This window comes from Snodgrassella sp. CFCC 13594, assembly GCF_001590725.1.
Lineage (GTDB): Bacteria > Pseudomonadota > Gammaproteobacteria > Burkholderiales > Neisseriaceae > Snodgrassella.
In genome coordinates, this window is the sequence record NZ_LQXR01000002.1 from 87,360 (window position 1) to 109,629 (window position 22,270).

Sequence of the window (22,270 nt, forward strand, 5' to 3'; positions counted from 1 at the left end):
CGCTGGGTGTTTCGTTTCCCTGTGGTGGTAAACCTTCTGGCCGCCAGATACCCGCAATACAGCGCTTCATGATCAAAAATCCAATGACATGTTAATTCAAAATTGTATCAGTATTGGGCAGTCATCGTCGATCATAAATGCCTGCCACAAAGGAAAAGGCAGGGGGTAAGGGAATGGCAACCAAGGGGCAACGGACCTACCCATTAGCTTGGTATCAGGAAGAATCATTCCTCACCTGCCTCTATGCCCATGAAGTATGCGTGTAATATTTTGATAATTAATAGGCTAAACTCATTTTTGTTTGAGTGTGCCCATACAAACCCTATACTGTCTATTTTTTTATACTCTATATATGTGTCTTTTTAGTATTATTTTTAATTCAAAAAATGAACTAAGGCACCCATGAAATCGTCCGTGGGCAGGTAACCTTCCCATATCTAATGGCAGGTTTCAGTAGAATCACAACCCATCAGCGGTGGCTTACCACCATTGGCCTGATGTGGCCTTTCATGATTGTAAAACCATAACCAACGGGTAGCACAATCCTGAATGTCTTCCAAATTCCTAAACAAATACTGATTTAACAAGCCATACCTGAACGGTGCGGTTATAGCGTTCAATATAAGCGTTTTGCTGTGGCTTGCCAGGTTGGATGTATTCAATTCGGATGCCTTTTTGTGTGGCCCAAGATTGAAATTCATGACTGGTAAACTCAGGTCCATTATCACAGCGTATGGCTTGTGGTGTGGTATGGTATTCTAACAGCTGATTCAGCGTCCGTATCACCCGGCTGGCCGGCAGCGACAAGCCCACCTCCATCGCCAAGCCTTCGCGTTTGTAATCATCAATAATGTTCAACAAACGATAGCTTTGGCCATCGCTCATTTGATCATGCATGAAATCCAAAGACCAAATGTCATTGGTATGACCAGGCTGCTTCAATACATCCGGTACAGGCCGCTTGATGCGCCGTTTGGGCTTAATCCGCAGATTTAAAGCCAATTCACAATAAATCCGATATACCCGTTTGTGATTGAAGCGCAAACCTTGTACGTTACGAATATAGGCAAAGCACAGTCCGAATCCCCAATCGCAGTGCTCCTGCGTTAACGCCAATAACCAACGAATGATTAAGGCATTGCCATCCGACAATTGGTGTTGGTGGCGGTAGCAAGTTTCGCTGATTTGGAATGCAGCACAGGCAAAACGTATACTGACAGCCTTGTGTTGGACCGCCTCATACGCCATCTTCTTGCGCAAAGATGGCTTCACCACTTTTTTGCCATGGCCTCCTGAATAATTTCCGCTTTGAGCCGCTCTTCAGCATACATCTTCTTCAAACGGGTATTTTCGGCTTCCAACGCCCGCATTCTGGCCATCAAAGATGCATCCATACCTGCGTATTTGGAGCGCCATTTGTAGAAGGTGGCAAAGCTGATGCCATGCTCTCGGCACACTTCTGGTACAGGTGTTCCAGTTTCTGCCTGCTTCAAGATAGCAATGATTTGGCTATCGGTAAATCGTGACTGTTTCATGCAAAATCTCCTACGTATAGATTACGAGAAAATTCTACTTAATGCTGCACTTATTTAAAGGGGGGATTACCGGCACAAGAATCCCTGGCTCTCGGTGGAAGCGAATAGACATTAATGGAACAAAAAATCCCGCATAACAGGCAGTTATGCGGGGTGAGTAACCGCTTACGGACGCAGTGTTACTTCCCGATGCAAAAACGACTAAATATCACGCCCAATAAATCATCCGCTGTAAATTCACCGGTGATGTTATTCAGCGCATTTTGTGCTAAGCGCAGATGCTCGGCCAATAATTCAATGTGATTATCATCACACAAAGCGGCATTTCCCAATTCATCTTGAGCCTGTTGCAAAGCCTGTAAGTGGCGCTGTCGTGCCAAAAACAAGCCCTCACTTTCTCCTTGCCAACCCACCTGCAGCAGCAATGCTTGCTTTAAGGCAGCCAAGCCAGCGCCTGTTTTGGCAGACAACGCCATCACGGTATCTGCATTGGTCCATGCATTGAGGTTGCCTGAATATAGCTCATCGTCATTCGCTCGCGTTTCACGTGAAACATAGCCTTCCGGTTCACCCGTTAAGTCAATTTTATTGTGAATTTCAATTTTCTTTAGGGTTGAGGGCAACGAATGCAAAATCATTTGGGTTTTGTGATTGATACCCTCACGCGGATCCACCAAAACCAAAGCCACATCGGCTTCACGCACGGCCTTGTGGCTGCGCTCAATGCCGATTTTTTCAACCACATCCTCGGTATCGCGCAGACCCGCAGTATCAATAATATGAACAGGGACACCATCCAACACAATTTGTTCACGTACGGTGTCGCGAGTGGTGCCAGCAATGTCGGTCACTATGGCCACATCATCCCCAGCCAAGGCATTGAGCAAGCTGGATTTACCCACATTAGGCGCACCCACCAATACCACCTTCATGCCTTCGCGCAACAGCGCACCTTGCTCAGCTTGTGCCAACACCCCATCCACTTGCTGCCGAATGTGGGCCAATTTTCCTTTGGCATTGGCAGCTTCGAGAAAATCAATGTCTTCCTCGGGAAAATCAAGGGTGGCTTCCACCAGCATTCGCAACGTAATCAGCTCATCCACCAATGCATGGATGCGTTCCGAAAATGCGCCTTTCAAACTACGCACCGCCATGCGTGCAGCTGATTGGCTGGTGGCATCAATCAAATCAGCCACGCTTTCGGCTTGGGCCAAATCCAATTTATTGTTGAGAAAGGCCCGTTTGGTAAACTCCCCTGGCTCCGCCAAACGTGCGCCCAGCTGTAAACAACGGTTCAATAACATGGTCAACACCACAGGCCCGCCATGCCCTTGTAATTCAATCACATCTTCACCAGTAAAGCTGGCAGGGGCAGTGAAATACAGCATTAACCCGTTATCAATGATTTGGCTCGCCTCATCCAAAAAATCCGTGTACAAAACTTGGCGGGGTTTTGGGGTTTTACCACCACTCAATGTTTGCGCCAGTGGCAATAAATCTTTGCCAGATAAGCGCACCACACCCACGCCGCCGCGCCCGGGCGCAGTAGCAATGGCCACAATTGTCGGATTCACCGCCATCATCACACCTGATTCATATCTTGAAGAATTCAAATAGGCTGCACCATTCACAGTGTATTATGGCGCACATGGATACAGCAGCCCGAAATTCATAAAAAAACGATTTGGGTTTGCACACAACAAAACCCTTTCAACCTCATTCACAATGTCAACGTCAGGCTGCCTGAAACCACACAAAGATTAAGGCTACGATTTTTTAACAAATTCGGATTTGAGATTCATGCCCGATCCGTCAATTTTGCAGGCAATATTGTGATCGCCATCCTGAAGACGAATGTTTTTGACCTTAGTACCTTGTTTGATGACTTGTGTGCTGCCTTTGACCTTTAAATCTTTAATCAATACCACGGTGTCGCCATCATTCAACACTGTACCATGCGCATCTTTAACCATAAATCCATCATCAACATCGGTTGTGGTGGTTTCTAACCACTCATGCCCACATTCGGGACAAACCAATTGTGCACCATCATGATAGGTTAATTGGGAATCACATTGAATACAATTGGGGTAATCCATGCCCATCTCAATCTGCTTCCACGCGAAGCAGCTCAACTTCAAATACCAACATGGCATTGGGGGGAATCACACCACCTGCGCCCCGGCTCCCATAAGCCATTTCCGGCGGAATCGTGAGCTTGCGCTTACCGCCCACTTTCATGCCATCAAAACCTTTATCCCAACCCTGTATTACCATGCCTTCACCCAATACAAAACTCAAAGGCTGCTTGCGTTCAATGCTGGAATCAAATTGGGTGCCATCAGCTAACCAGCCGCTGTAATGCACCGTAATTTCACTGCCTTTAACAGCCTCATCGCCGGTGCCAACTTCAATGTCTTCAATTTGCAAACTCATGCTTTGTCCCTCATCTCATTTAATTAATTATGGCTGCGCCAACTCTATCACAAATTAGAAGCAGCTCCTATGATGCGCAGACACAAACACAAACACGCAATTATCAGTAAAATAAATTTTATCGCCCACAGGAGAACAAGATGAATCCCATTGAAATTGTTGTTTTAGATCAGGCAACCTTACCCGACCAAAATTTAAACTTGGATTTTCCCCACCACATTACTGCTCATGACCATACCAATGCCGACCAAGTATCTTCACGGATAGCCAAGGCCAATATTATCGTCACCAATAAAGTAAAAATTGATGCGAATGCCATTCGAAATAGCCCGAATTTGCAATTGATTGCAGTGGCTGCTACCGGTTATGAACATGTGGACTTAAAAGCAGCTCAAGAATGCGGCGTGGTGGTTTGTAACATTCGTGCATACGGCAATGATACGGTGGCAGAGCATGCATTTATGCTGATGATTGCCTTGATGCGCCAATTGCCTGCTTATCAACGCGATGTAGCGGCGGGGCTATGGCAAAGCAGTCCTTTTTTCTGCTATTTTGGCGCGCCTATCCGCGATTTAAACGGCAAAACGTTAGGGATTTTTGGCCGCGGCGGTATTGGTCAGGCACTGGCTCAGCGCGCAGAAGCATTTGGAATGACCATATTATGGGGCGAACACAAACACGCCAATGGTTGTCGAGATGGCTATGTCCCTTTTGATGAAGTACTACAAAAGGCCGATGTAATTTCGCTACATTGTCCACTCAACAACCAAACTCGGCACATGATAAGCAGCACTGAATTGCAAAATATGAAATCCCGCGCCTTATTAATTAATGTGGGTCGCGGTGGGCTTGTTGATGAACAAGCGCTGCTAGACGCCATTACTTATGGTCAATTGGCCGGTGCGGGAGTCGATGTACTAACGGAAGAACCTCCCCAATCGGGTAACCCATTGTTGTCCCAATCCCTACCCAATTTGATTGTCACTCCTCACATGGCATGGGGCAGTGAAGAAGCCATGCAACGATTATTTGGTATGCTTCAAGACAACATCAATGCTTTTGTTCAGGGAAAACCACAAAACGTCGTGGGTTAATACCTCAAAACTGTGGATAACCCAAGATCAATGATAACGTTATCCACAGCACTTTATCTTTATGTAGTTTTTATCCCTTTTTATCCACCACGCTAAATTATGATTTGCAACATTTAGAATTTCCATAAATTCATGATTTAATGTTATTTATTTTTACTATCCCCAAAATGATATTCTTTCTATTTCTTCATCTATTTATTAATTAAATATAAGAATAGATTATTTATCTATGGCTTTTAAAAAAGGCAATCATTTTTATACATCCACAAAAAAAGGCTGCCTGAAAGATTCAAGCAGCCTTTTTTATAGCTAAATCAACTAAACGTCTAATTCTCGTTCCATATCCAACAAAGCCCGACGAGACAATGCTAAATTGGCTTTGCTTTTATCCAATACGGCATAGAGAAATAAACCTTCATGTTTTTTTAAAGGGCGGATCAAATGATATTGCCTTTCTAAAGTAATCAAAATATCTTCGATCTCATCTTTAATACCCAGCATTTCCATGGTTTTTAATTTTGAGCGCATTACTTCTGTATTGCTGGCCGCTGCAATTTCTAAATCAATACGCGCTGAGCCGGTGCCAGCCAAAAGCATACCGCTATCATAATCAACCACCCCAACAGCCAAAGCGCCATCCACATTCAATAGCTGCGCTACTGCATTATCGTAATCCATCCCACTGTTCCTAAATTAGGGTTATTCAACAAGCTATTCAGGCAGCCCATATCACAAACATCTTTTTTTGATTTTAGCAGAAGTTAAATCATTAAACACTTCCCTTGACTTCAGGCAGCCTGAGGTAAACCATGGAATGCGGCAGGTAAATCTTTATTATGAGGAAACGTAACCCATTCATAAGCCTCAGGCAAATCCATTAATTTACGTAACAACGCATTGTTGATGGCATGCCAGATTTAAATCCTTCAAAAGCACCAATAATTGGGTGCCCCAATACATATAAATCGCCAATAGCATCCAAAGTTTTGTGGCGTACAAATTCATCACTGTAACGAAGCCCATCTGGATTTAAAACATCTGTATCATCAATCACAATGGCATTATTCAAATTACCACCCAAGCCCAAATTGTGGCTACGCATTAATTCCATTTCCTGCATAAATCCAAAAGTGCGCGCCCGGGCAATTTCATCTATATAGGATTGACCCGCAAAATCAATATGAAAGGTCTGATTGGTGCAATTAAAAACCGGATGATCAAAATCAATGGTGAGGCTGACTTTAAAACCTTCATACGGGGTAAATTGCACCCACTTTCCTGGGTCTTCAACCCGAACAGCTTGCTTAATGCGGATAAAGCGTTTTTCTGCATTTTGGTCCACAATCCCTGCATCTTCAAGCAAGTAAATAAAGGGCAAGCTGGAACCATCCATGATTGGAATTTCAGGGGCATTCAATTCCACCAAAATGTTGTCAACACCATAAGCGGCAAAAGCGACATAATGTGTTCAATGGTACCAATGCGCACCCCATCTTTGGTGACGATTGTCGAAGAAAGACGAGTGTCATTGATTAAATTGGGGCTCAATGGCACAGGCTCGCCTTGTTTGCCCGACAAATCAGTGCGACGAAAGCGAATACCTGTATTTTCCGCTGCAGGACTTAAGGTTAAAGCCACACGCTCTCCTGAATGCAGGCCCACCCCAGTCACACTAATGCCTTTGGCCAAAGTTCTTTGTAGCATCGCAATTCCTTAATAGGACAATTGCGTTCATTCTAAGGGAATTCATGATTTCAAGCGGTTAAAAATTCTAAAAATGAAGATAAATGGCCGCTATGAAGAAGGATATCTTTTATTTATACACAGGCTAAACCCATACTTTAAAAATTATCCATATTAATCCACAGTCTATCCGCCTGCATATTACACTGGTTATCCAATCTTAATTTATTGTTTTATTAATAGAAAAAAGCATTATCCCTATCTATTATGCCTTCATTCTCTTCTTCATCTTTTTATTATTAATAATATAAAAAGAGTTAATTATCTTTGTCTTAATTCTAAAATTAATGCGGATTCATTATGAACTTCAAACAAAACATCAAAATCAGCAAGTTGCATCACAAATATTTTATCTTTGTGATGTTGATGGGCAGGCCTTGGATCTTGGGCCAAACTTTGTTCAACCAATATTTTAAAATCCACAGGGATAGACCATTGCACTAATTGTTCTTTGGCTTTTGAAGACCAAATTGACTCAAGTAAAGGCCTTTCATGGGCAAAACTGCTTCTTGCTTCAGGCTTTGCTTCAACGTAAGCCAAATAAGGTTTAATGTCGACAACCGGTGTTTTATCCAGTAAATCAGCGCCACTGAGAATTAAAGTTACTTGATGATGCTCATCAATTTCAATGTTTTCTAATTTCAATAAAGACAAACCCAAATGGTTGGGTCGATGAGGACTTCGCGTTGCGAATACCCCTATTTTTTTACGACCTCCCAATTTAGGAGGCCGAATCAATGGTAACCAACCTTCAGCAATGGCAGCATGAAACACAAATTGAACCCAAACATAGTCAAATTCATTTAAACCGCGAACGCATTCCGGTGTAAATTCGGCTGTTAATTGAATATGAATTTTGGCTTTGGGGACTAAGCCAGGTTGCTAGGCAATCCAAATTTTTGTTTGTAAGGGGAGGTCACATAACCTATGGGGGTTATGGTAAAAGGATGAGTATCATTATTCATGGGTTGTCAGCACTGTAATTGATAAAAGAAGAATAAGTTTTTATAAATTAATCAAGATATTAAAATTTATTTAAAATGCTGCATTGCAGCGAGAATTAGTTAATTTCATGGTTTTTCTGATACCATATCGCGGGAGTTGCTGTGCGATTTTCTAACAAATTAAATATAATGAGCCGATTTATTTAAAGATATTGGCACATCCAAATTATAAAGGAGGCTAGATGAAAGCACTGGTTGCAGTAAAACGGGTAGTTGATTACAACGTTAAAGTCCGTGTTAAATCGGATGGTTCTGATGTGGATATCAGCAACGTTAAAATGTCGATGAATCCCTTTGATGAGATTGCAGTTGAAGAAGCTGTCCGCTTAAAAGAAGCAGGCAAGATCAGTGAAATTGTGGTGGTTTCTTTGGGTGTAAAACAATGTGAGGAAACATTGCGTACGGCTTTGGCGATGGGTGCTGACCGAGCCATTCATGTTGAGACTGATGAAACATTAGCCCCTTTAGCAGTGGCTAAATTACTTCATGCAGTGGCACAAAGCGAGCAACCAGATGTGTTGTTGTTGGGCAAACAGGCTATTGATGACGATGCCAATCAAACACCGCAAATGCTGGCTGCCTTATTGAATGCGCCACAAGGCACTTTTGCGAGTAAGGTTGAATTGAATGATGGTGAAGCAGTGATTACCCGTGAAATTGATGGGGGATTGGAAACCATTGCATTAAGACTGCCTGCGGTTATTAGTACGGATTTACGGCTGAATGAACCGCGTTATGTTAAATTACCTAATATCATGCAAGCGAAGAAAAAGCCATTGGAGAAAAAAACAGTGGCGGATTTAGGTGTAGATGTGACGCCTCGTTTGCAACAGATTAAAGTGGCAGAGCCTAAATCACGCAGTGCCGGTATCAAAGTGGATAGCGTGGCTGAATTGGTGGCCAAGTTGAAAAATGAAGCCAAAGTGATTTAAGGAGAATGCCATGTCTGTATTGATTATTGCGGAACACAATAACCGCGAGTTGAATCCAGCTACACTTCATGCCATTCAAGCCGCCAGGCAATTGGGTGAAGTGGCTGTTTTGGTGGCCGGCCATCAAGCTGAGGCGGTGGTCGAACAAACCAAGCAGGTATCTGGTGTACATCATGTTTTATTGGCACAAGCCGTTCATTATGAAACTGGTTTGGCCGAAGAATTGGCACCATTGGTCGTGAGTTTGGCCTCTTCTTATTCCCATATTGGTGCTACGGCAACTGCTTTTGGTAAGAATTTAATGCCTCGAGTGGCTGCTTTATTGGATTGCTCGCAGATATCTGATTTAACCGAAATCATTGATGCGCATACTTTTGTGCGGCCAATTTATGCAGGTAATGCCTATGCCACGGTACAAAGCCAAGAGCCTAAGCTGGTATTAACATTCCGCGCCACAGCGTTTGATGCTGCCGCCACAGAAGGCGGTAGCGCCACCGTGGAAACGGTTGCTGCAGAGCCGGCGCAAAATCTCAGCCGCTTTGTTGGCCGTGAATTAACCCAATCGGATCGACCTGAATTAACCCAAGCTAAAGTAATTGTCTCTGGTGGGCGCGCTTTGGGTAGTGCAGAGCAATTCAACCGTGTTTTAACGCCATTGGCAGACAAACTGAATGCCGCTATTGGCGCGTCGCGGGCGGCGGTAGATGCGGGTTATGCCCCCAATGATTATCAGGTTGGTCAAACCGGTAAGGTGGTGGCGCCAGAATTGTATATTGCGGTGGGTATTTCTGGCGCAATTCAACATTTAGCGGGTATGCAAGACAGCAAGGTGATAGTGGCCATCAATAAAGATCCCGAGGCACCTATTTTTAATGTGGCTGATTATGGTTTGGTGGCCGATTTGTTTACTGCTGTGCCTGAGTTGATTGCCGCATTAGATTCATAATGTTTCACGTGAAACAGCGTAGGCTGCCTGAAATGTTTCAGGCAGCCTTTTGTATTAAAAGCAATTTTATTTAAGGAACCTTCAATGCATACCATTCACGATACTCAGTCTTTTTCTTTTGCCTCTGATAATTATGCGGGTATGCATCCACGAGTATTGGCGGCTTTGGCTGCGGCTAACCAAGGGCATCTATCTGCTTATGGCGAAGATGTATATACGCAAGCATTGCAACAGAAAATGCAAACCTTGTTTGGCGAAAGCGCGCACTGCTTTCCCGTGTTTAATGGTACCGGTGCGAACGTGACGGCATTACAAGCTATGCTGCCCCGCTGGGGCGCGGTGATTTGCGCAGAGACTGCCCATATTAATTGTGATGAGGGGATTGCTCCAGAATACGCTGGTGGCGTGAAGTTACTGCCTGTACCCACGCCAGATGGTAAGTTAACACCGGGATTGATTGATCAACAGGCTTGGGGGTTTGGTGTGCCCCATCGCGCTCAACCTGGTGCGGTGTACATCAGCCAAACCACTGAACTGGGTACTTGTTACAGCGTAGCCGAAATCAAAGTATTGGCCGATCATTGCCACCAATTGGGCATGATGTTGTATATGGATGGTGCACGCTTGGCCAATGCTGTGGCAGCATTGAGTGTGGATGTCAAAACCATGACCACAGATGCTGGGGTGGATATGCTCAGTTTTGGGGGGACTAAAAATGGCATGATGCTGGGCGAGTGTGTACTGACGTTGAATCCAAGTTTGGCTCAGGCCATGCCATATTTGCGTAAAATCAACTCGCAATTGGGTTCCAAGATGCGGTTTATTTCTGCCCAATTTTTGGCGCTCTTGGAAGCAGATTTGTGGCTGGAATTGGCGCGCCACAGCAATGCCATGGCGCAAAAATTATATACAGGTATCCAAGCGATTCCTGAGCTCACCATCACACAATTGCCGCAGGCCAATGCAGTTTTTGCCCAAATGCCTTTGTCCGTGGCGGCGCAATTGCATCAGCAATATCATTTCTACGATTGGAACCAGCATACTGGTGAAGTACGTTGGATGACCAGTTTTGATACTACCGAAGCGCAGGTTGAGGCTTTTGTAAAAGACATTCAGGCTGCTTTTGCTGCTGCGCGGTAATCATGGCGGTTACTCAATTCACCACGTTGGTGCAATCAACCCAAGCTGAATTTAAGGATAAAGGCAGCCGTTTTTTGGCATTCGCGTCCCCTATTTTACTGGAAACCGATATCAAGCCTCTAATACAGGATCTGCGAGAAGCACACCATAAAGCTCGGCATTGCTGTTTTGCTTGGCGATTGGGTGTAGATGGCAATCGATTTCGGGCTAATGACGACGGGGAGCCATCGGGGAGTGCTGGGCGGCCCATTTTGGGTCAAATTGATTCGGCACAATTAACCGATATTTTGGTGGTGGTGGTGCGGTATTTTGGCGGTACTTTATTGGGTGTGCCGGGATTGATTCATGCTTATAAAACCGCAGCAGCGGCGGCCATAGCGTTAGGTGAAACCGCAGAAAAGGATATTCAGAAAATTGTTGTGTTGCGTTGCGAATACCCACATTTAAGCGGAGCACTGCGCATTGCCAAACAATTTCAGGCAACCGTGATACAGCAAGATTTGCAATTAGATTGCAAATTGGTGATTCAGGTGCCTCTGGCGCAGCTTGATGCCTGTTGGCAAGCGTGGCAGGATACTCGGGTAATGAGGCTATCTGTAGAAAACCAGCATTGAACTGGCTTAGTGGTTGATTTGCCTCCTGACTTTAAACAATAAATGAATTTAAGAAATAATCAGGTTGGATTGAAGGTGGGCGGTTCAAAATTGTGCATTTAGTCAGATGTGCTCAATATGAGCAGCTAAGCAATGTATTCAAAGGCTGCTTGAAATGTTTCAGGCAGCCTTCATCTGCCAAAAAAATGACTAATGTGTTGTGTATAAACAGATTAAGATAAATGGCTTATGGGCGACCAGTTGCCCTATCCATTCTCTAAATTTGATATTAAACAGCATATTTTTTGGCGCCCGCCACGCACACCATGGCACCGGCCGTGGCCACCAGCATGCCATTGTTAACCGATTCATGTAGTAATAATGCAGCCAAAGCCAAGCCCATGAAGGGTTGCAGCAATTGTAATTGGCCTACCGCCGCAATGCCGCCTAAGGCCAATCCGCGATACCAAAATACAAAGCCAATCAACATACTGAATAGCGTCACATACACAAACCCCAGCCAAGCTGATGCGTTGATTTGGGCCAATGAATTGGGTAGATACCAAAAGCAGAGCGGCAGCATGACGGGCAGCGCCAAAACCAATGCCCAGCTGATAACCTGCCAGCCGCCCAATCTTCGTGATAATTGCGCACCTTCGGCATAGCCCAGCCCACACACGGCAACAGCCAATAGCATCAATATATCCCCTTTTAATGATGCTGTTCCATCTTGCAATAGTGCATAAGCTGCGACAAAACCACTGCCTATTAATGCAAACAGCCAAAATAGAGGCTGTGGTTGCTCGCCACTTCGCAATACGGCAAACAAGGCTGTACACAAAGGCAACAATCCCACAAATACGATGGAGTGTGTCGAGCTAATGTGTTGTAGCGCCAATGCTGTAAATAAAGGAAAGCCAATCACACAACCTAAAGCAACCATACTGAGTGCAGACATGTCTTGGCGCGTTGGCCGAGGTTGCTGTAACCACAGCAGAAAAACAAGACTGATCAATGCGGCTATACTGGCTCGAGCACCTGTTAGAAAAAAAGGGTCAAAGCCCATGACGGCGGCTTTGGTTGCTGGTAATGATCCAGAAAAAATAACCACACCCATGAGGCCATTGAGCCAACCTTTGCTTGTTTTATTCATTATTTTCTCCTGAATGGACAGTACTCAGTAAACCATGTAGCTACATAGCATCGCCAGACACAATCCAATACAATAGAAAAGAACTGTATTGCTTACTGAACCCATACACTTTTAGGAAACTGTATGAATACACAGCAAACCCGTATTGAAATGGTGATGGCGCATATTCGTGAGCAAGTGGATACTCGGATTTATTTACCAGGTACCCGATTGCCCTCGGTGCGATCCCAAGCCAAAGCGATGCAGTTTTCTGTGTCTACCGTGGTTGAGGCATATGAGCGCTTGGCTGCAGAAGGTATTATCATTGCTCGCCCCGGCTCTGGTTTTTATGTAAATGGTTTGGTTACGGCGCTGAATTTGGCGCAGATGGCACCATCGTTGGATCGGGAAATCGATCCTTTGTGGATTTCCCGGCAGTCTTTGGTGGCTGATGAGGCGGTATTGAAGCCCGGGTGTGGATGGCTACCTGCAACATGGCTGTATCATGATGGGATGCGCCGTGCTTTGCGGTACATGGCACGTGCCCACACCGAAGCCTTAACTGAATATGCAACGCCGTTAGGTAACCTTGAATTTCGCCATTTCTTGAGTCACCGCTTGGCCAAAAAAGGCATTAATGCGTCACCAACGCAAATTATGTTGACCGATTCTGGAACACATGCGATTGATTTAATTGGCCGGTTTGTGTTGCAGCCTGGTGATTATGTATTGGTGGACGATCCTTGCTATTTTAATTTTCATGCTTTGCTGAAGGCCCATCGGGTGCATGTGGTCGGCGTGCCTTATACGCCGGATGGGCCTGATGTCCGTGCCTTTGAGCAGGCTTTGCAGCATCGACCTAAGCTTTATATCACCAATTCCGCCATTCACAATCCTACCGGCGCCGTCCTCACGCCCACCACAGCCCACCGCATTTTAAAGCTGGCCGACGCAGCGCAGCTCATCGTTGTCGAAGACGATATTTTTGCTGATTTTGAATACCAGGCGGCACCTCGATTGGCGGCGTTTGATGGTTTGTCACAGGTGATTCATATTGGCAGCTTTGCCAAGACGGTTTCTGCGTCATTGCGTTGTGGCTATATTGCGGCCAGGCCAGAATGGATAGACAGCTTAATTGATTTGAAAATTGCCACATCGTTTGGTGGCAGTAGCTTGGCCGCCGATGTTTTATTGGCCACGTTGACTAACAGCGGCTATCGCAAGCATATGGAATCGGTGCGCTTGAGATTGGCTCAAGCCATGATGCAAACCATACACAATTTGGATGCCTTGGGTATCAAGCCTTGGATTGTGCCGCAAGCGGGGATGTTTTTGTGGTGTTGTTTACCCTTCGGCATTACGGCCACAGACTTGTCCCAACGATGCTTAAAGCAAGGCGTGATTTTGGCCCCTGGGAATGCATTTAGTCTATCATTGGGCGCAGGGCAATTTATGCGTTTTAACGTCGCACAATCATTAGATCCGAAAATTTTTATGGTTTTGAAGCAAGCCTTGCAGGATTTGCGAAATAAATGATAAGCATTGTTGTTTGAGTATTCATGATGGTGGTGGCTTAGGCTGCCTGAAAACCATACGGCAAATACTGAAATGTATTTTTCAGGTCGCTTTCATGGTCGCAATGTGCTGGCTTTTATCACGGTGGCTTATGCATGGTTTTATTTATGGGTGTGGTTTTTGGACTTAGGTCGAATAATATTGCTGGTATCGCTCTGAGGATATTTGGTGCATCAACTTTACCCAGTTTACGCAATGCAAAATAAAATATTTAATCTCGACGTTGTGGGGTGGCAATCAGTCGCAGCATGGATTAAGAAATAAGTGGCTATATGGTATGGATGACGACTTAACGTTGTGGTGCGGACAATCATTTACCCATGAGGGAAAGTTTCTGCCAGTACTTCTGGCATTGGTTATAATGTGGATTCATGCTTTCAGGCAGCCTCTAAATGCGTTGGAGGATGCTATTTTTTGGTGACTTTGGGGCAACACATGAACGTATTGGTTTTGGGCAGTGGCGGGCGCGAACATGCGCTGGCATGGAAATTGGCGCAATCGCCAAAAGTTGAAACGGTATTTGTGGCACCGGGCAATGCGGGCACAGCCATTGAGCCCAAATTAAGTAATATCACGCTCAGTGCACATGGTGATTTGATTCAATTTTGTCGCGATAACGATGTGGCTTTCACTGTTGTTGGCCCAGAAGCACCATTGGCGGCGGGTGTGGTGGATGATTTTCGTTCTGCTGGGCTGGCGGTGTTTGGCCCCACCCAATATTGCGCCCAGTTGGAAAGCTCAAAAGATTTTGCCAAAGCCTTTATGGCCAAATATGGGGTGCCCACAGCCGAATATCAAACATTTAGCGATGCTCAGGCCGCGCATGATTATGTGGCTGCCAAAGGCGCACCGATTGTGATTAAAGCGGATGGCTTGGCCGCAGGCAAAGGTGTGATTGTGGCGTTGACACTGGCCGAAGCACATGCGGCAATTGATGACATGCTGTTGGGCAACAAAATGGGCGATGCGGGCGCGCGCGTGGTGATTGAGGATTTTTTGCAAGGAGAAGAAGCCAGTTTTATTGTGATGGTCGATGGCGACCATGTGCTGCCCATGGCTTCTAGCCAAGACCACAAACGGCTTCTGGATGACGATTTGGGCCCCAACACCGGTGGTATGGGCGCTTATTCGCCCGCGCCGGTTGTTACCCAGGCCGTACATCAGCGCGTAATGGATGAAATCATTTTGCCTGTGGTCAATGCCATGAAGGCAGAAGGTCATCCCTATACCGGTTTTCTTTATGCGGGGTTGATGATCGATGCAACGGGTGCGCCATTCACCATTGAGTTCAATTGCCGATTTGGTGACCCTGAAACTCAGCCCATCATGAGTCGCTTAGACAGTGACTTGGTGGATTTGGTGGAAGCGGGATTAACTGGCCATTTGGATCAGGTTAGTGCGCAGTGGACACCACAAACTGCTGTCGGCGTGGTGTTGGCTGCGGCCAATTACCCAGAGTCACCACGCAAAGGTGATGTGATTACGGGGATTGAGGATGCCAACGCTATTGGTAAAGTATTTCATGCGGGAACCACTTTAAACCCACAGGGCAAACTGGTCACCAATGGTGGTCGAGTTTTGTGTGTGGTGGGTTTGGGTGATGATGTGACGCAAGCACAAAGTCAGGCTTATCGGGCATTATCATGCATCCACTTTGATGGCATGCAATACCGCAAAGACATTGCCAACAAAGCATTGTCATATGCATCCCATCAGATTGGCTGAAAATGCCACAAGCGCGTATAATCGCGTTTTCTTTCATTTCAGGCAGCCTCAAACTGACTGAGATCGTCGCGGATATGATGTAGTGGTAGCATAATTGCTTCCCAAGCAATTCGGGCGGGTTCGAATCCCGTTATCCGCTCCAAATACACTTTTCAGGGTTTTCAGTGATGATGAAAACCCTGTTTTTATTTGATTTTCATTCTATTTTCCTTTCACGGGCTAGCATAAAATAGCACACTAGCTCATGGATTTTAGGGTAATTTTTTTGCCACCCTAAAAAATCTCTATTTGTTGGAAAACAGTGTCTTAATTTTTACATTTATAGGATTTTCAAAGCCTTGTTGTGCAGGATGGTGAGCGATGCCATTGCAAGATAACCAATGAATGGTGGCTATGATTTGCAGATTAATATTGTCACCAAGACCTTGTTAAACGGTTATGTGCGTACACAAACCAAAGGGAAAGGAGCGCCGTTTGGATGGTGTGGATAGCTAGAGGTAGGTAAAAGCTTGGAGTAAACACATACCGGACGCCGCTGACCTTCTCACGCGGAAAGAAAATTTCGGTATGAGTTTTTGTTAACAGGACGTCAATAAGTTGTAGGAGATGATTTTTTAGAATTTTATGCTGTATGTAAGTGCGCATTGTATATCTTTACAATTACCATAGAGTGGCCACAAAACAAATGGCCAGAGCATTCAGTCCCCTGGCAGTAAGCAACCCCGTGCCGCAGCCAACCAACAAGCTTGCTAAAAATAATGTAATTCAAGATTGATTTTTATAGATTTAAGCTGACTCATAGGGTCTAATATGAATGAAGTTAAATTTTTTGTATTTAGGTATTAATAATAATCGAGATAGCTATGCTTTCCGAATTGCTTTTTAGATTTGCTACTGAGTATTATCAGGAAAAGGAAAGCCCGTTTAAGTCCTCTCCATTCGCTAATTTTGTACGCCATGATTTGGTCGCGGCTGCACAAGATGCAATTCGAGAATGGCCTTTTGATTTGATTGTGAAGGCTAGTGTGGGTCAATCGGTATGGGCTGATGTTCCTTGGCTTGCTTTTTTTGATCCCATTGAAACCGATTCGGCCATGCATGGTATATATGTGGTCTATTTAATTAACCCTTTGGAAAAGACGATCTCGTTATCACTAAATCAAGGGGCAACAGCAATTTATAATGAGTATGGAAAAAAAAGAGGGAGAAATGTGCTGTTGAGGCAAGCGGCTGATATAGCAGATAGGGTATTTGATCATGCACATCAATTTTCAAGTGAGCCTATAAATTTAGGCTCGTCATTACAATTGGCAACTGGTTACGAAGCTGGCCATGCGTTTGGTAGGACCTATAAAGCTGAGGATTTATCAGAAAGTGAACTATTACAGGATCTTTATGAAATGTTTCAAGCATATTCCGTAATTCTGGAACGAGGTGGGCTTGCTCCGAGCGATCTCATGCGAGAAGAATCAGGTATTGTAAATTTGATAGAAACCCGTCGTTATATGTTGTCGAGACGAATTGAACGTTCCCCAAAAGTGCGTAGCCAAATTTTGAAAAGTCGAGCGGCAATTTGTCAATGCTGTGGTCTTGATCCTAAATTAGATTATGGTTATTCTGGACCGTTAGAGAAAATACCTCTAGATGTTCATCATGCAGTACAATTAAAAGACTTGTCTGACGGGGAATCCCGTCGGTATTCTATTAATGATGACTTTATGATTTTATGCCCAACTTGCCATCGTATGATACATAAACAATCGAATGTTGCTGATTTAGAAAAATTGAAATCTAAACTTAAGTTCAAATTTATGAGAGGAACTTAAAAATATTTTTCATGGATGGGCTTAGGCTGGTAGATTTATATTTTGAGGTAATATTTAGGTTAATAACTTATTTTATTAAAAATTTAATATAAAACAATTTCTTATATTAAAATTTCAATCCTCGTTATCCGCGCAAATTTAAAAAAAGCCAATCTTAGATTGGCTTTTTTTATCTGATAAAAAGACATTTTTTTGTTCTTTGATTAACAGTTTTAAATATGATTCAATAACCGTCAATAAAGGAAGTGAAATCAATAAAGGAAATGCAATCAATGAAAAAAACATGGGCTCTATTATTCATAGGTTTATTAAACGCATGCGTTATTTTAAATGGCAATTATGAAGTCAAGGCTTATGATGAGCAGGGTCGGCTTATCAAAAACAATATCCGTATGATGGCGCAAGGCAGTGGTATTTATACAGCTAAAAATTCGCTTTGTTCTTTTTATCCGAATGCCACACTTAAGGTGATTAACACCGATACAGGTGAGGAGGTAAAAAGTGAGGCTCGACGTTGCCGCTTAGCCCCCAGAAATTTGCCTCAAGTCGCGGAATAAATGACCTTAAATAAAGAACTTCCCACCTATGGGAAAGAGGCTAATGCCAATAGCTTGATATGTATTATTTTTGGGTTGGCATCGGCACTGTAGTATTAATAATTTCTCATGGGAATGAATTTTTTGTTGTGAGGTTGCTGGCCAAATGGCCATTAATATAGGGTGTATTTTGTTTTCATTAGCATAATGGTTTTGGTCAATTAATGAATGTTTGGATTGCCTAAGGGCATATTTTTGATATGGATAAATGATTTGTGTTGATTTCTCGGTTGTTGGCTAATCGCCAAGTGAGTTTATTTTTCAGTATTCTGGCAGTGGCTGTGTGCTTGCGTGGGCCGATTACCGGCGTTGGGCCACTTTTGCAGGAAATTCAAAGTTATTTGGGTTTGAATAATACCGCAGCGGGCATTTTAGCGACTTTGCCTTTGTTGGCGTTTGCTGGATTTTCTTTATTCGCACCTAAATTAGCTCTGCGATTTGGCACGGAAAATACTTTGTTGGCGGCGCTGGGCTTATTGATTATTGGTATTTTATGGCGCTCCGCTGGTGGTAGTTGGGCTGTGTATTTGGGTACTGCTTTATTGAGCATGGCGATTGCCGTAGGAAATGTGTTGATTCCGGGTTTGGTTAAACAACACTATCCGCTGCAAGTGGGGCTGATTACTGCACTCTATGCACTGACGATGAATTTGGGTGGCGCGGCCGGATCGGCCGTTAGTGTACCGCTGTCGGAGGAATGGCAGTGGGGTTGGCGCAGTGCTTTGGCGGTATGGGCTATACCAGGGATGCTGGCATTGTTGATTTGGGTGACTCAGGTGGTAGCGGTAAAATCCATGCCTTCGACGGTGCAAGCGGACCATGCGCAGCATCCTTTAGCTAAAATATCGCTGTGGCGCAATCCGCTGGCGTGGATGGTGACATTGTTTATGGGCTTGCAGTCATTGATGTTTTATACGCTACTGAGCTGGTTGCCCCATATTTTGGCTGAAGAAGGCATTTCGGCTACGCAAGCGGGTGCCATGTTGGGCATGATGCAGGTTGTGGTATTACCCATTACCTTAATTACCCCAATTTTGGCGAGTAAGTTACGGCATCAACAATGGCTCGGGGTGGTTTGCGGCATGATTCTGGTGTTGTCTATGGTGGTGTTTGTGGCGCACTGGTCAGCATGGTATTTCACTGCTGTGCTGTGGTTGGGTGTTGGTATGGGTGGCGCATTCAGTTTGAGTATGATGCTGTTTGGTTTACGCAGCGATTCGATTACCGAAGCCGCGGCACTATCCGGCATGGCGCAGGCGGTGGGTTATTTATTGGCAGCTTGTGGGCCGGTATTGTTTGGCTTGTTGCATGACTGGACGCACAGTTGGATATATCCGCTGGTATTGTTGCTGCTGGTGTCGGTATTGATTGCCGTAACGGGTTATTTTGCCGGTCGCGATCGTAAATTGGCGTTTTATCGATAAATTTCGGATTCGGTTTCTCTTGAGTAATGCAAGGCTGCCTGAAAATGTGTTCAGGCAGCCTTAATTTATGGACAAAGGGATGTTGAGTTAGCCATGTATTGCCTTAAACCAGTGTTTTTGTGCATCCCATAGTTGATGTGAAGCTTGCACAGCAGGAAAGCGCAGGGAATAACACATCATATTGTGCTGCGCATGCATTATCCGCCCATTGGGCGCATGGCAACTGTCCATGATTGGGATGGCTGCCTAACCATTCAACGGATTTTTCAAAGACGATCGATGTATTGTCAGCCATGTATTGAATGGTGAATGAAACACATTGAGCGTGTCGTGAAATATACAGCCATAAAAAAAGGGCACCCGAAGGTGCCCTTGCCCGATTGAAAGACATTAATCTTTTTTGTCTTTCACTTCTTCAAACTCAGCATCAACCACATCATCATTGGCTTTGCCTGTGGCCTGCTCGTTACCACCTTGCGGCTGTTGATTTTGGCTTTCAGCCTGAGCCTGGGCATACATCATTTCACCCAATTTCTGGCTGGCTTGACCCAGCGCTTCAGCTTTAGCATCAATGGCTGCTTTGTCCTCGCCTTTCACTGCCTCTTCGGTTTCTTTAACAGCAGTTTCGATTTTTTCTTTTTCCGCAGCATCCAGCTTGTCACCATATTCACCCAATGATTTTTTCACTGAGTGAATCAGCGCTTCAGCCTGATTACGGCTGGCCACTAATTCAGACAATTTGCGGTCTTCTTCGGCATTGGCCTCGGCATCTTTCACCATACGTTCAATTTCTTCTTCGCTCAAACCAGAAGAAGCTTGGATGGTGATGTTAGCCTCTTTGCCCGTACCCTTGTCTTTGGCTGATACGTGCAAAATACCATTCGCATCAATGTCGAAAGTGACTTCAATTTGCGGCATGCCACGTGGTGCTGGCGGGATATCGGTCAAATTAAATTGGCCTAAGCTTTTGTTGGCCGAGGCGCGTTCGCGTTCACCCTGCAAAACGTGGATGGTTACGGCGTTTTGGTTGTCATCAGCAGTAGAGAAAACCTGTGTCGCCTTGGTTGGGATGGTGGTGTTTTTGTTGATGAGTTTGGTCATCACCCCGCCCATGGTTTCAATACCCAAAGACAGAGGGGTTACGTCCAACAGCAAGACATCGCTGCGATCACCTGTCAATACGGCACCTTGAATGGCAGCGCCCACAGCAACGGCTTCATCTGGGTTCACGTCTTTGCGTGGCTCTTTACCGAAGTAGTCTTTAACGGCTTCCTGTACTTTTGGCATGCGGCTTTGACCACCCACCAAAATCACGTCGTCAATGTCGTTCACGCTCAAGCCCGCATCCTTGATGGCAGTGCGACAAGGCTCGATAGAACGGGTTATCAAATCTTCCACCAAGCTTTCGAATTTGGCGCGGGTGATTTTCATGGCCAAATGTTTCGGGCCTGAGGCATCCATGGTGATGTAGGGCAAATTGATTTCGGTTTGTTGACCGCTAGACAGTTCAATTTTGGCTTTTTCTGCTGCTTCTTTTAAGCGTTGCAGTGCCATGACGTCGTTTTTCAGGTCAATGCCTTGATCTTTTTTGAACTCATCGATGATGTAATTAATCAAGCGTTGGTCAAAATCTTCACCGCCCAAGAAAGTATCACCATTGGTGGCCAATACTTCAAATTGTTTGTCACCGTCTACATCGGCAATTTCAATGATGGAAATATCAAAAGTACCACCGCCTAAGTCATATACGGCAATTTTTCGGTCGCCTTTAGCATTTTTGTCCATGCCGAAAGCCAAAGCAGCAGCGGTCGGCTCGTTGATAATGCGTTTGACATCCAAACCAGCGATGCGCCCAGCATCTTTGGTGGCTTGGCGTTGGCTGTCATTGAAGTAAGCCGGAACGGTAATCACAGCTTCGGTGACGGCCTCGCCCAAATAATCTTCAGCGGCTTTTTTCATTTTGCGCAGAATTTCGGCAGAAACTTGCGGTGGTGACAATTGTTTGTCTTGTGCAGACACCCATGCATCGCCATTGCTGGCTTTAATGATGTCAAACGGCATGTTTTTAATGTCGCGTTGGACTTCTGCATCGTCAAATTTACGGCCAATCAAACGTTTCACTGCGTAAATGGTGTTTTTGGCGTTGGTGACGGCCTGGCGCTTGGCTGGTGCCCCTACCAAAATTTCGTTGTTGTCTAGATAAGCCACTACTGAAGGGGTGGTGCGTGCGCCTTCTGCGTTTTCGATTACTTTGGTCTGACCACCTTCAGAAATGGCCACGCAAGAGTTGGTAGTACCTAAGTCAATACCAATTACTTTTGCCATGGTGTCAATCTCCTAATTTATAATTAAATGTCTTCAATCGGTTGTGTTGCCATACAGCATTCAGGCAGCCCTTTGCTGCCTTGTTGACGCTTAAATGGGCACGCTTGTGCGGATTTCAAGCGAAAATTAAAAAAAAGGCGCATGGTATTTGGGTGGTGCAACTGATGGGATTGAAGAAAGACCACAATGGCTTTCAGGCAACCATAATCCATGGTCATTGCTGTATTTGAGCCACATCAGGATG

At 44.8% G+C, this 22,270-nt stretch carries 17 protein-coding genes, 1 tRNA gene and 3 pseudogenes; 11 read left to right on the plus strand and 10 right to left on the minus strand.

Annotated features, from left to right (window positions below):
• Window positions 1-437: 437 nt before the first annotated feature.
• The 4 genes and pseudogenes from A2F46_RS02080 to A2F46_RS02100 all read right to left on the minus strand — a co-directional run bounded on the left by A2F46_RS02080 (window position 438) and on the right by A2F46_RS02100 (window position 3,971).
• Window positions 438-1,535: pseudogene (locus A2F46_RS02080) on the minus strand (IS3 family transposase).
• 179 nt (window positions 1,536-1,714) lie between these two features.
• A complete protein-coding gene (gene mnmE, locus A2F46_RS02090; protein WP_066566029.1) occupies window positions 1,715-3,118 on the minus strand; it encodes a tRNA uridine-5-carboxymethylaminomethyl(34) synthesis GTPase MnmE in 1,404 nt (467 codons plus the stop codon).
• A 183-nt stretch (window positions 3,119-3,301) separates the two neighbouring features.
• A complete protein-coding gene (locus tag A2F46_RS02095; RefSeq protein WP_066566429.1) occupies window positions 3,302-3,634 on the minus strand; it encodes a zinc ribbon domain-containing protein YjdM in 333 nt (110 codons plus the stop codon).
• A 7-nt stretch (window positions 3,635-3,641) separates the two neighbouring features.
• Window positions 3,642-3,971, minus strand: a complete 330-nt coding sequence (locus A2F46_RS02100) for an FKBP-type peptidyl-prolyl cis-trans isomerase (protein WP_066566033.1) — start codon at window positions 3,969-3,971, stop codon at window positions 3,642-3,644.
• A 140-nt stretch (window positions 3,972-4,111) separates the two neighbouring features.
• Between A2F46_RS02100 and A2F46_RS02105 the strand changes: the two genes are divergently transcribed.
• Window positions 4,112-5,065 carry a D-2-hydroxyacid dehydrogenase gene (locus A2F46_RS02105; protein ID WP_066566035.1) on the plus strand — a complete coding sequence of 318 codons (954 nt, stop codon included), beginning with the start codon at window positions 4,112-4,114 and terminating at the stop codon, window positions 5,063-5,065.
• 318 nt (window positions 5,066-5,383) lie between these two features.
• On the opposite strand, the gene A2F46_RS02110 is transcribed toward A2F46_RS02105, so the two are convergent.
• The 3 genes and pseudogenes from A2F46_RS02110 to tsaA form a co-directional block, all read right to left on the minus strand.
• On the minus strand, window positions 5,384-5,743 hold the full coding sequence (locus A2F46_RS02110; protein WP_066566037.1) for a hypothetical protein: 360 nt from the start codon (window positions 5,741-5,743) through the stop codon (window positions 5,384-5,386).
• 110 nt (window positions 5,744-5,853) lie between these two features.
• A pseudogene (gene lpxC / locus A2F46_RS02115) lies at window positions 5,854-6,769 on the minus strand (UDP-3-O-acyl-N-acetylglucosamine deacetylase).
• A 300-nt stretch (window positions 6,770-7,069) separates the two neighbouring features.
• Window positions 7,070-7,773: pseudogene (gene tsaA / locus A2F46_RS02120) on the minus strand (tRNA (N6-threonylcarbamoyladenosine(37)-N6)-methyltransferase TrmO).
• Window positions 7,774-7,994: 221 nt separating this feature from the next.
• On the opposite strand from tsaA, the gene A2F46_RS02125 reads away from it, so the two are divergent.
• The 4 genes from A2F46_RS02125 (at window position 7,995) to A2F46_RS02140 (ending at window position 11,444) form a co-directional block, all read left to right on the plus strand.
• Window positions 7,995-8,744, plus strand: a complete 750-nt coding sequence (locus tag A2F46_RS02125; RefSeq protein WP_066566038.1) for an electron transfer flavoprotein subunit beta/FixA family protein — start codon at window positions 7,995-7,997, stop codon at window positions 8,742-8,744.
• Between the two features lie 10 nt (window positions 8,745-8,754).
• Entirely contained in the window at window positions 8,755-9,690 is a 936-nt protein-coding gene (locus A2F46_RS02130; protein ID WP_066566040.1) for an electron transfer flavoprotein subunit alpha/FixB family protein, read from the plus strand.
• 84 nt (window positions 9,691-9,774) lie between these two features.
• Window positions 9,775-10,830, plus strand: a complete 1,056-nt coding sequence (locus tag A2F46_RS02135) for a low specificity L-threonine aldolase (protein WP_066566044.1) — start codon at window positions 9,775-9,777, stop codon at window positions 10,828-10,830.
• 2 nt (window positions 10,831-10,832) lie between these two features.
• Window positions 10,833-11,444, plus strand: coding sequence for a YigZ family protein (locus tag A2F46_RS02140; RefSeq protein WP_066566046.1), 612 nt, complete (start codon window positions 10,833-10,835; stop codon window positions 11,442-11,444).
• Window positions 11,445-11,712: 268 nt separating this feature from the next.
• Here A2F46_RS02140 and A2F46_RS02145 read toward each other — a convergent pair whose 3' ends face one another.
• Window positions 11,713-12,576, minus strand: coding sequence for a DMT family transporter (locus A2F46_RS02145; protein ID WP_066566048.1), 864 nt, complete (start codon window positions 12,574-12,576; stop codon window positions 11,713-11,715).
• Window positions 12,577-12,699: 123 nt separating this feature from the next.
• On the opposite strand from A2F46_RS02145, the gene A2F46_RS02150 reads away from it, so the two are divergent.
• The 6 genes from A2F46_RS02150 to A2F46_RS02175 all read left to right on the plus strand — a co-directional run bounded on the left by A2F46_RS02150 (window position 12,700) and on the right by A2F46_RS02175 (window position 19,701).
• Window positions 12,700-14,091, plus strand: coding sequence for a PLP-dependent aminotransferase family protein (locus A2F46_RS02150; RefSeq protein ID WP_066566049.1), 1,392 nt, complete (start codon window positions 12,700-12,702; stop codon window positions 14,089-14,091).
• A 474-nt stretch (window positions 14,092-14,565) separates the two neighbouring features.
• Window positions 14,566-15,855 (plus strand): phosphoribosylamine--glycine ligase, encoded by a 1,290-nt coding sequence (purD, locus tag A2F46_RS02155; RefSeq protein WP_066566437.1) that lies wholly within the window; start codon window positions 14,566-14,568, stop codon window positions 15,853-15,855.
• 68 nt (window positions 15,856-15,923) lie between these two features.
• Window positions 15,924-15,997: transfer RNA gene (locus A2F46_RS02160), tRNA-Gly, on the plus strand.
• Between the two features lie 721 nt (window positions 15,998-16,718).
• Complete coding sequence (locus A2F46_RS02165; RefSeq protein WP_066566051.1) at window positions 16,719-17,681, plus strand: MrcB family domain-containing protein; 963 nt, start codon at window positions 16,719-16,721, stop codon at window positions 17,679-17,681.
• A 272-nt stretch (window positions 17,682-17,953) separates the two neighbouring features.
• Window positions 17,954-18,238 (plus strand): hypothetical protein, encoded by a 285-nt coding sequence (locus A2F46_RS02170; protein WP_066566053.1) that lies wholly within the window; start codon window positions 17,954-17,956, stop codon window positions 18,236-18,238.
• A 254-nt stretch (window positions 18,239-18,492) separates the two neighbouring features.
• Window positions 18,493-19,701 carry an MFS transporter gene (locus A2F46_RS02175; protein WP_066566055.1) on the plus strand — a complete coding sequence of 403 codons (1,209 nt, stop codon included), beginning with the start codon at window positions 18,493-18,495 and terminating at the stop codon, window positions 19,699-19,701.
• A gap of 390 nt (window positions 19,702-20,091) precedes the next feature.
• Here A2F46_RS02175 and dnaK read toward each other — a convergent pair whose 3' ends face one another.
• Both dnaK and A2F46_RS02185 read right to left on the minus strand, forming a co-directional pair.
• The gene (gene dnaK, locus A2F46_RS02180) at window positions 20,092-22,026 is read right to left on the minus strand and encodes a molecular chaperone DnaK (protein ID WP_066566056.1); all 1,935 of its coding nucleotides are present in this window, start codon (window positions 22,024-22,026) and stop codon (window positions 20,092-20,094) included.
• A 23-nt stretch (window positions 22,027-22,049) separates the two neighbouring features.
• Entirely contained in the window at window positions 22,050-22,238 is a 189-nt protein-coding gene (locus tag A2F46_RS02185; RefSeq protein WP_156471537.1) for a hypothetical protein, read from the minus strand.
• Window positions 22,239-22,270 lie beyond the last annotated feature (32 nt).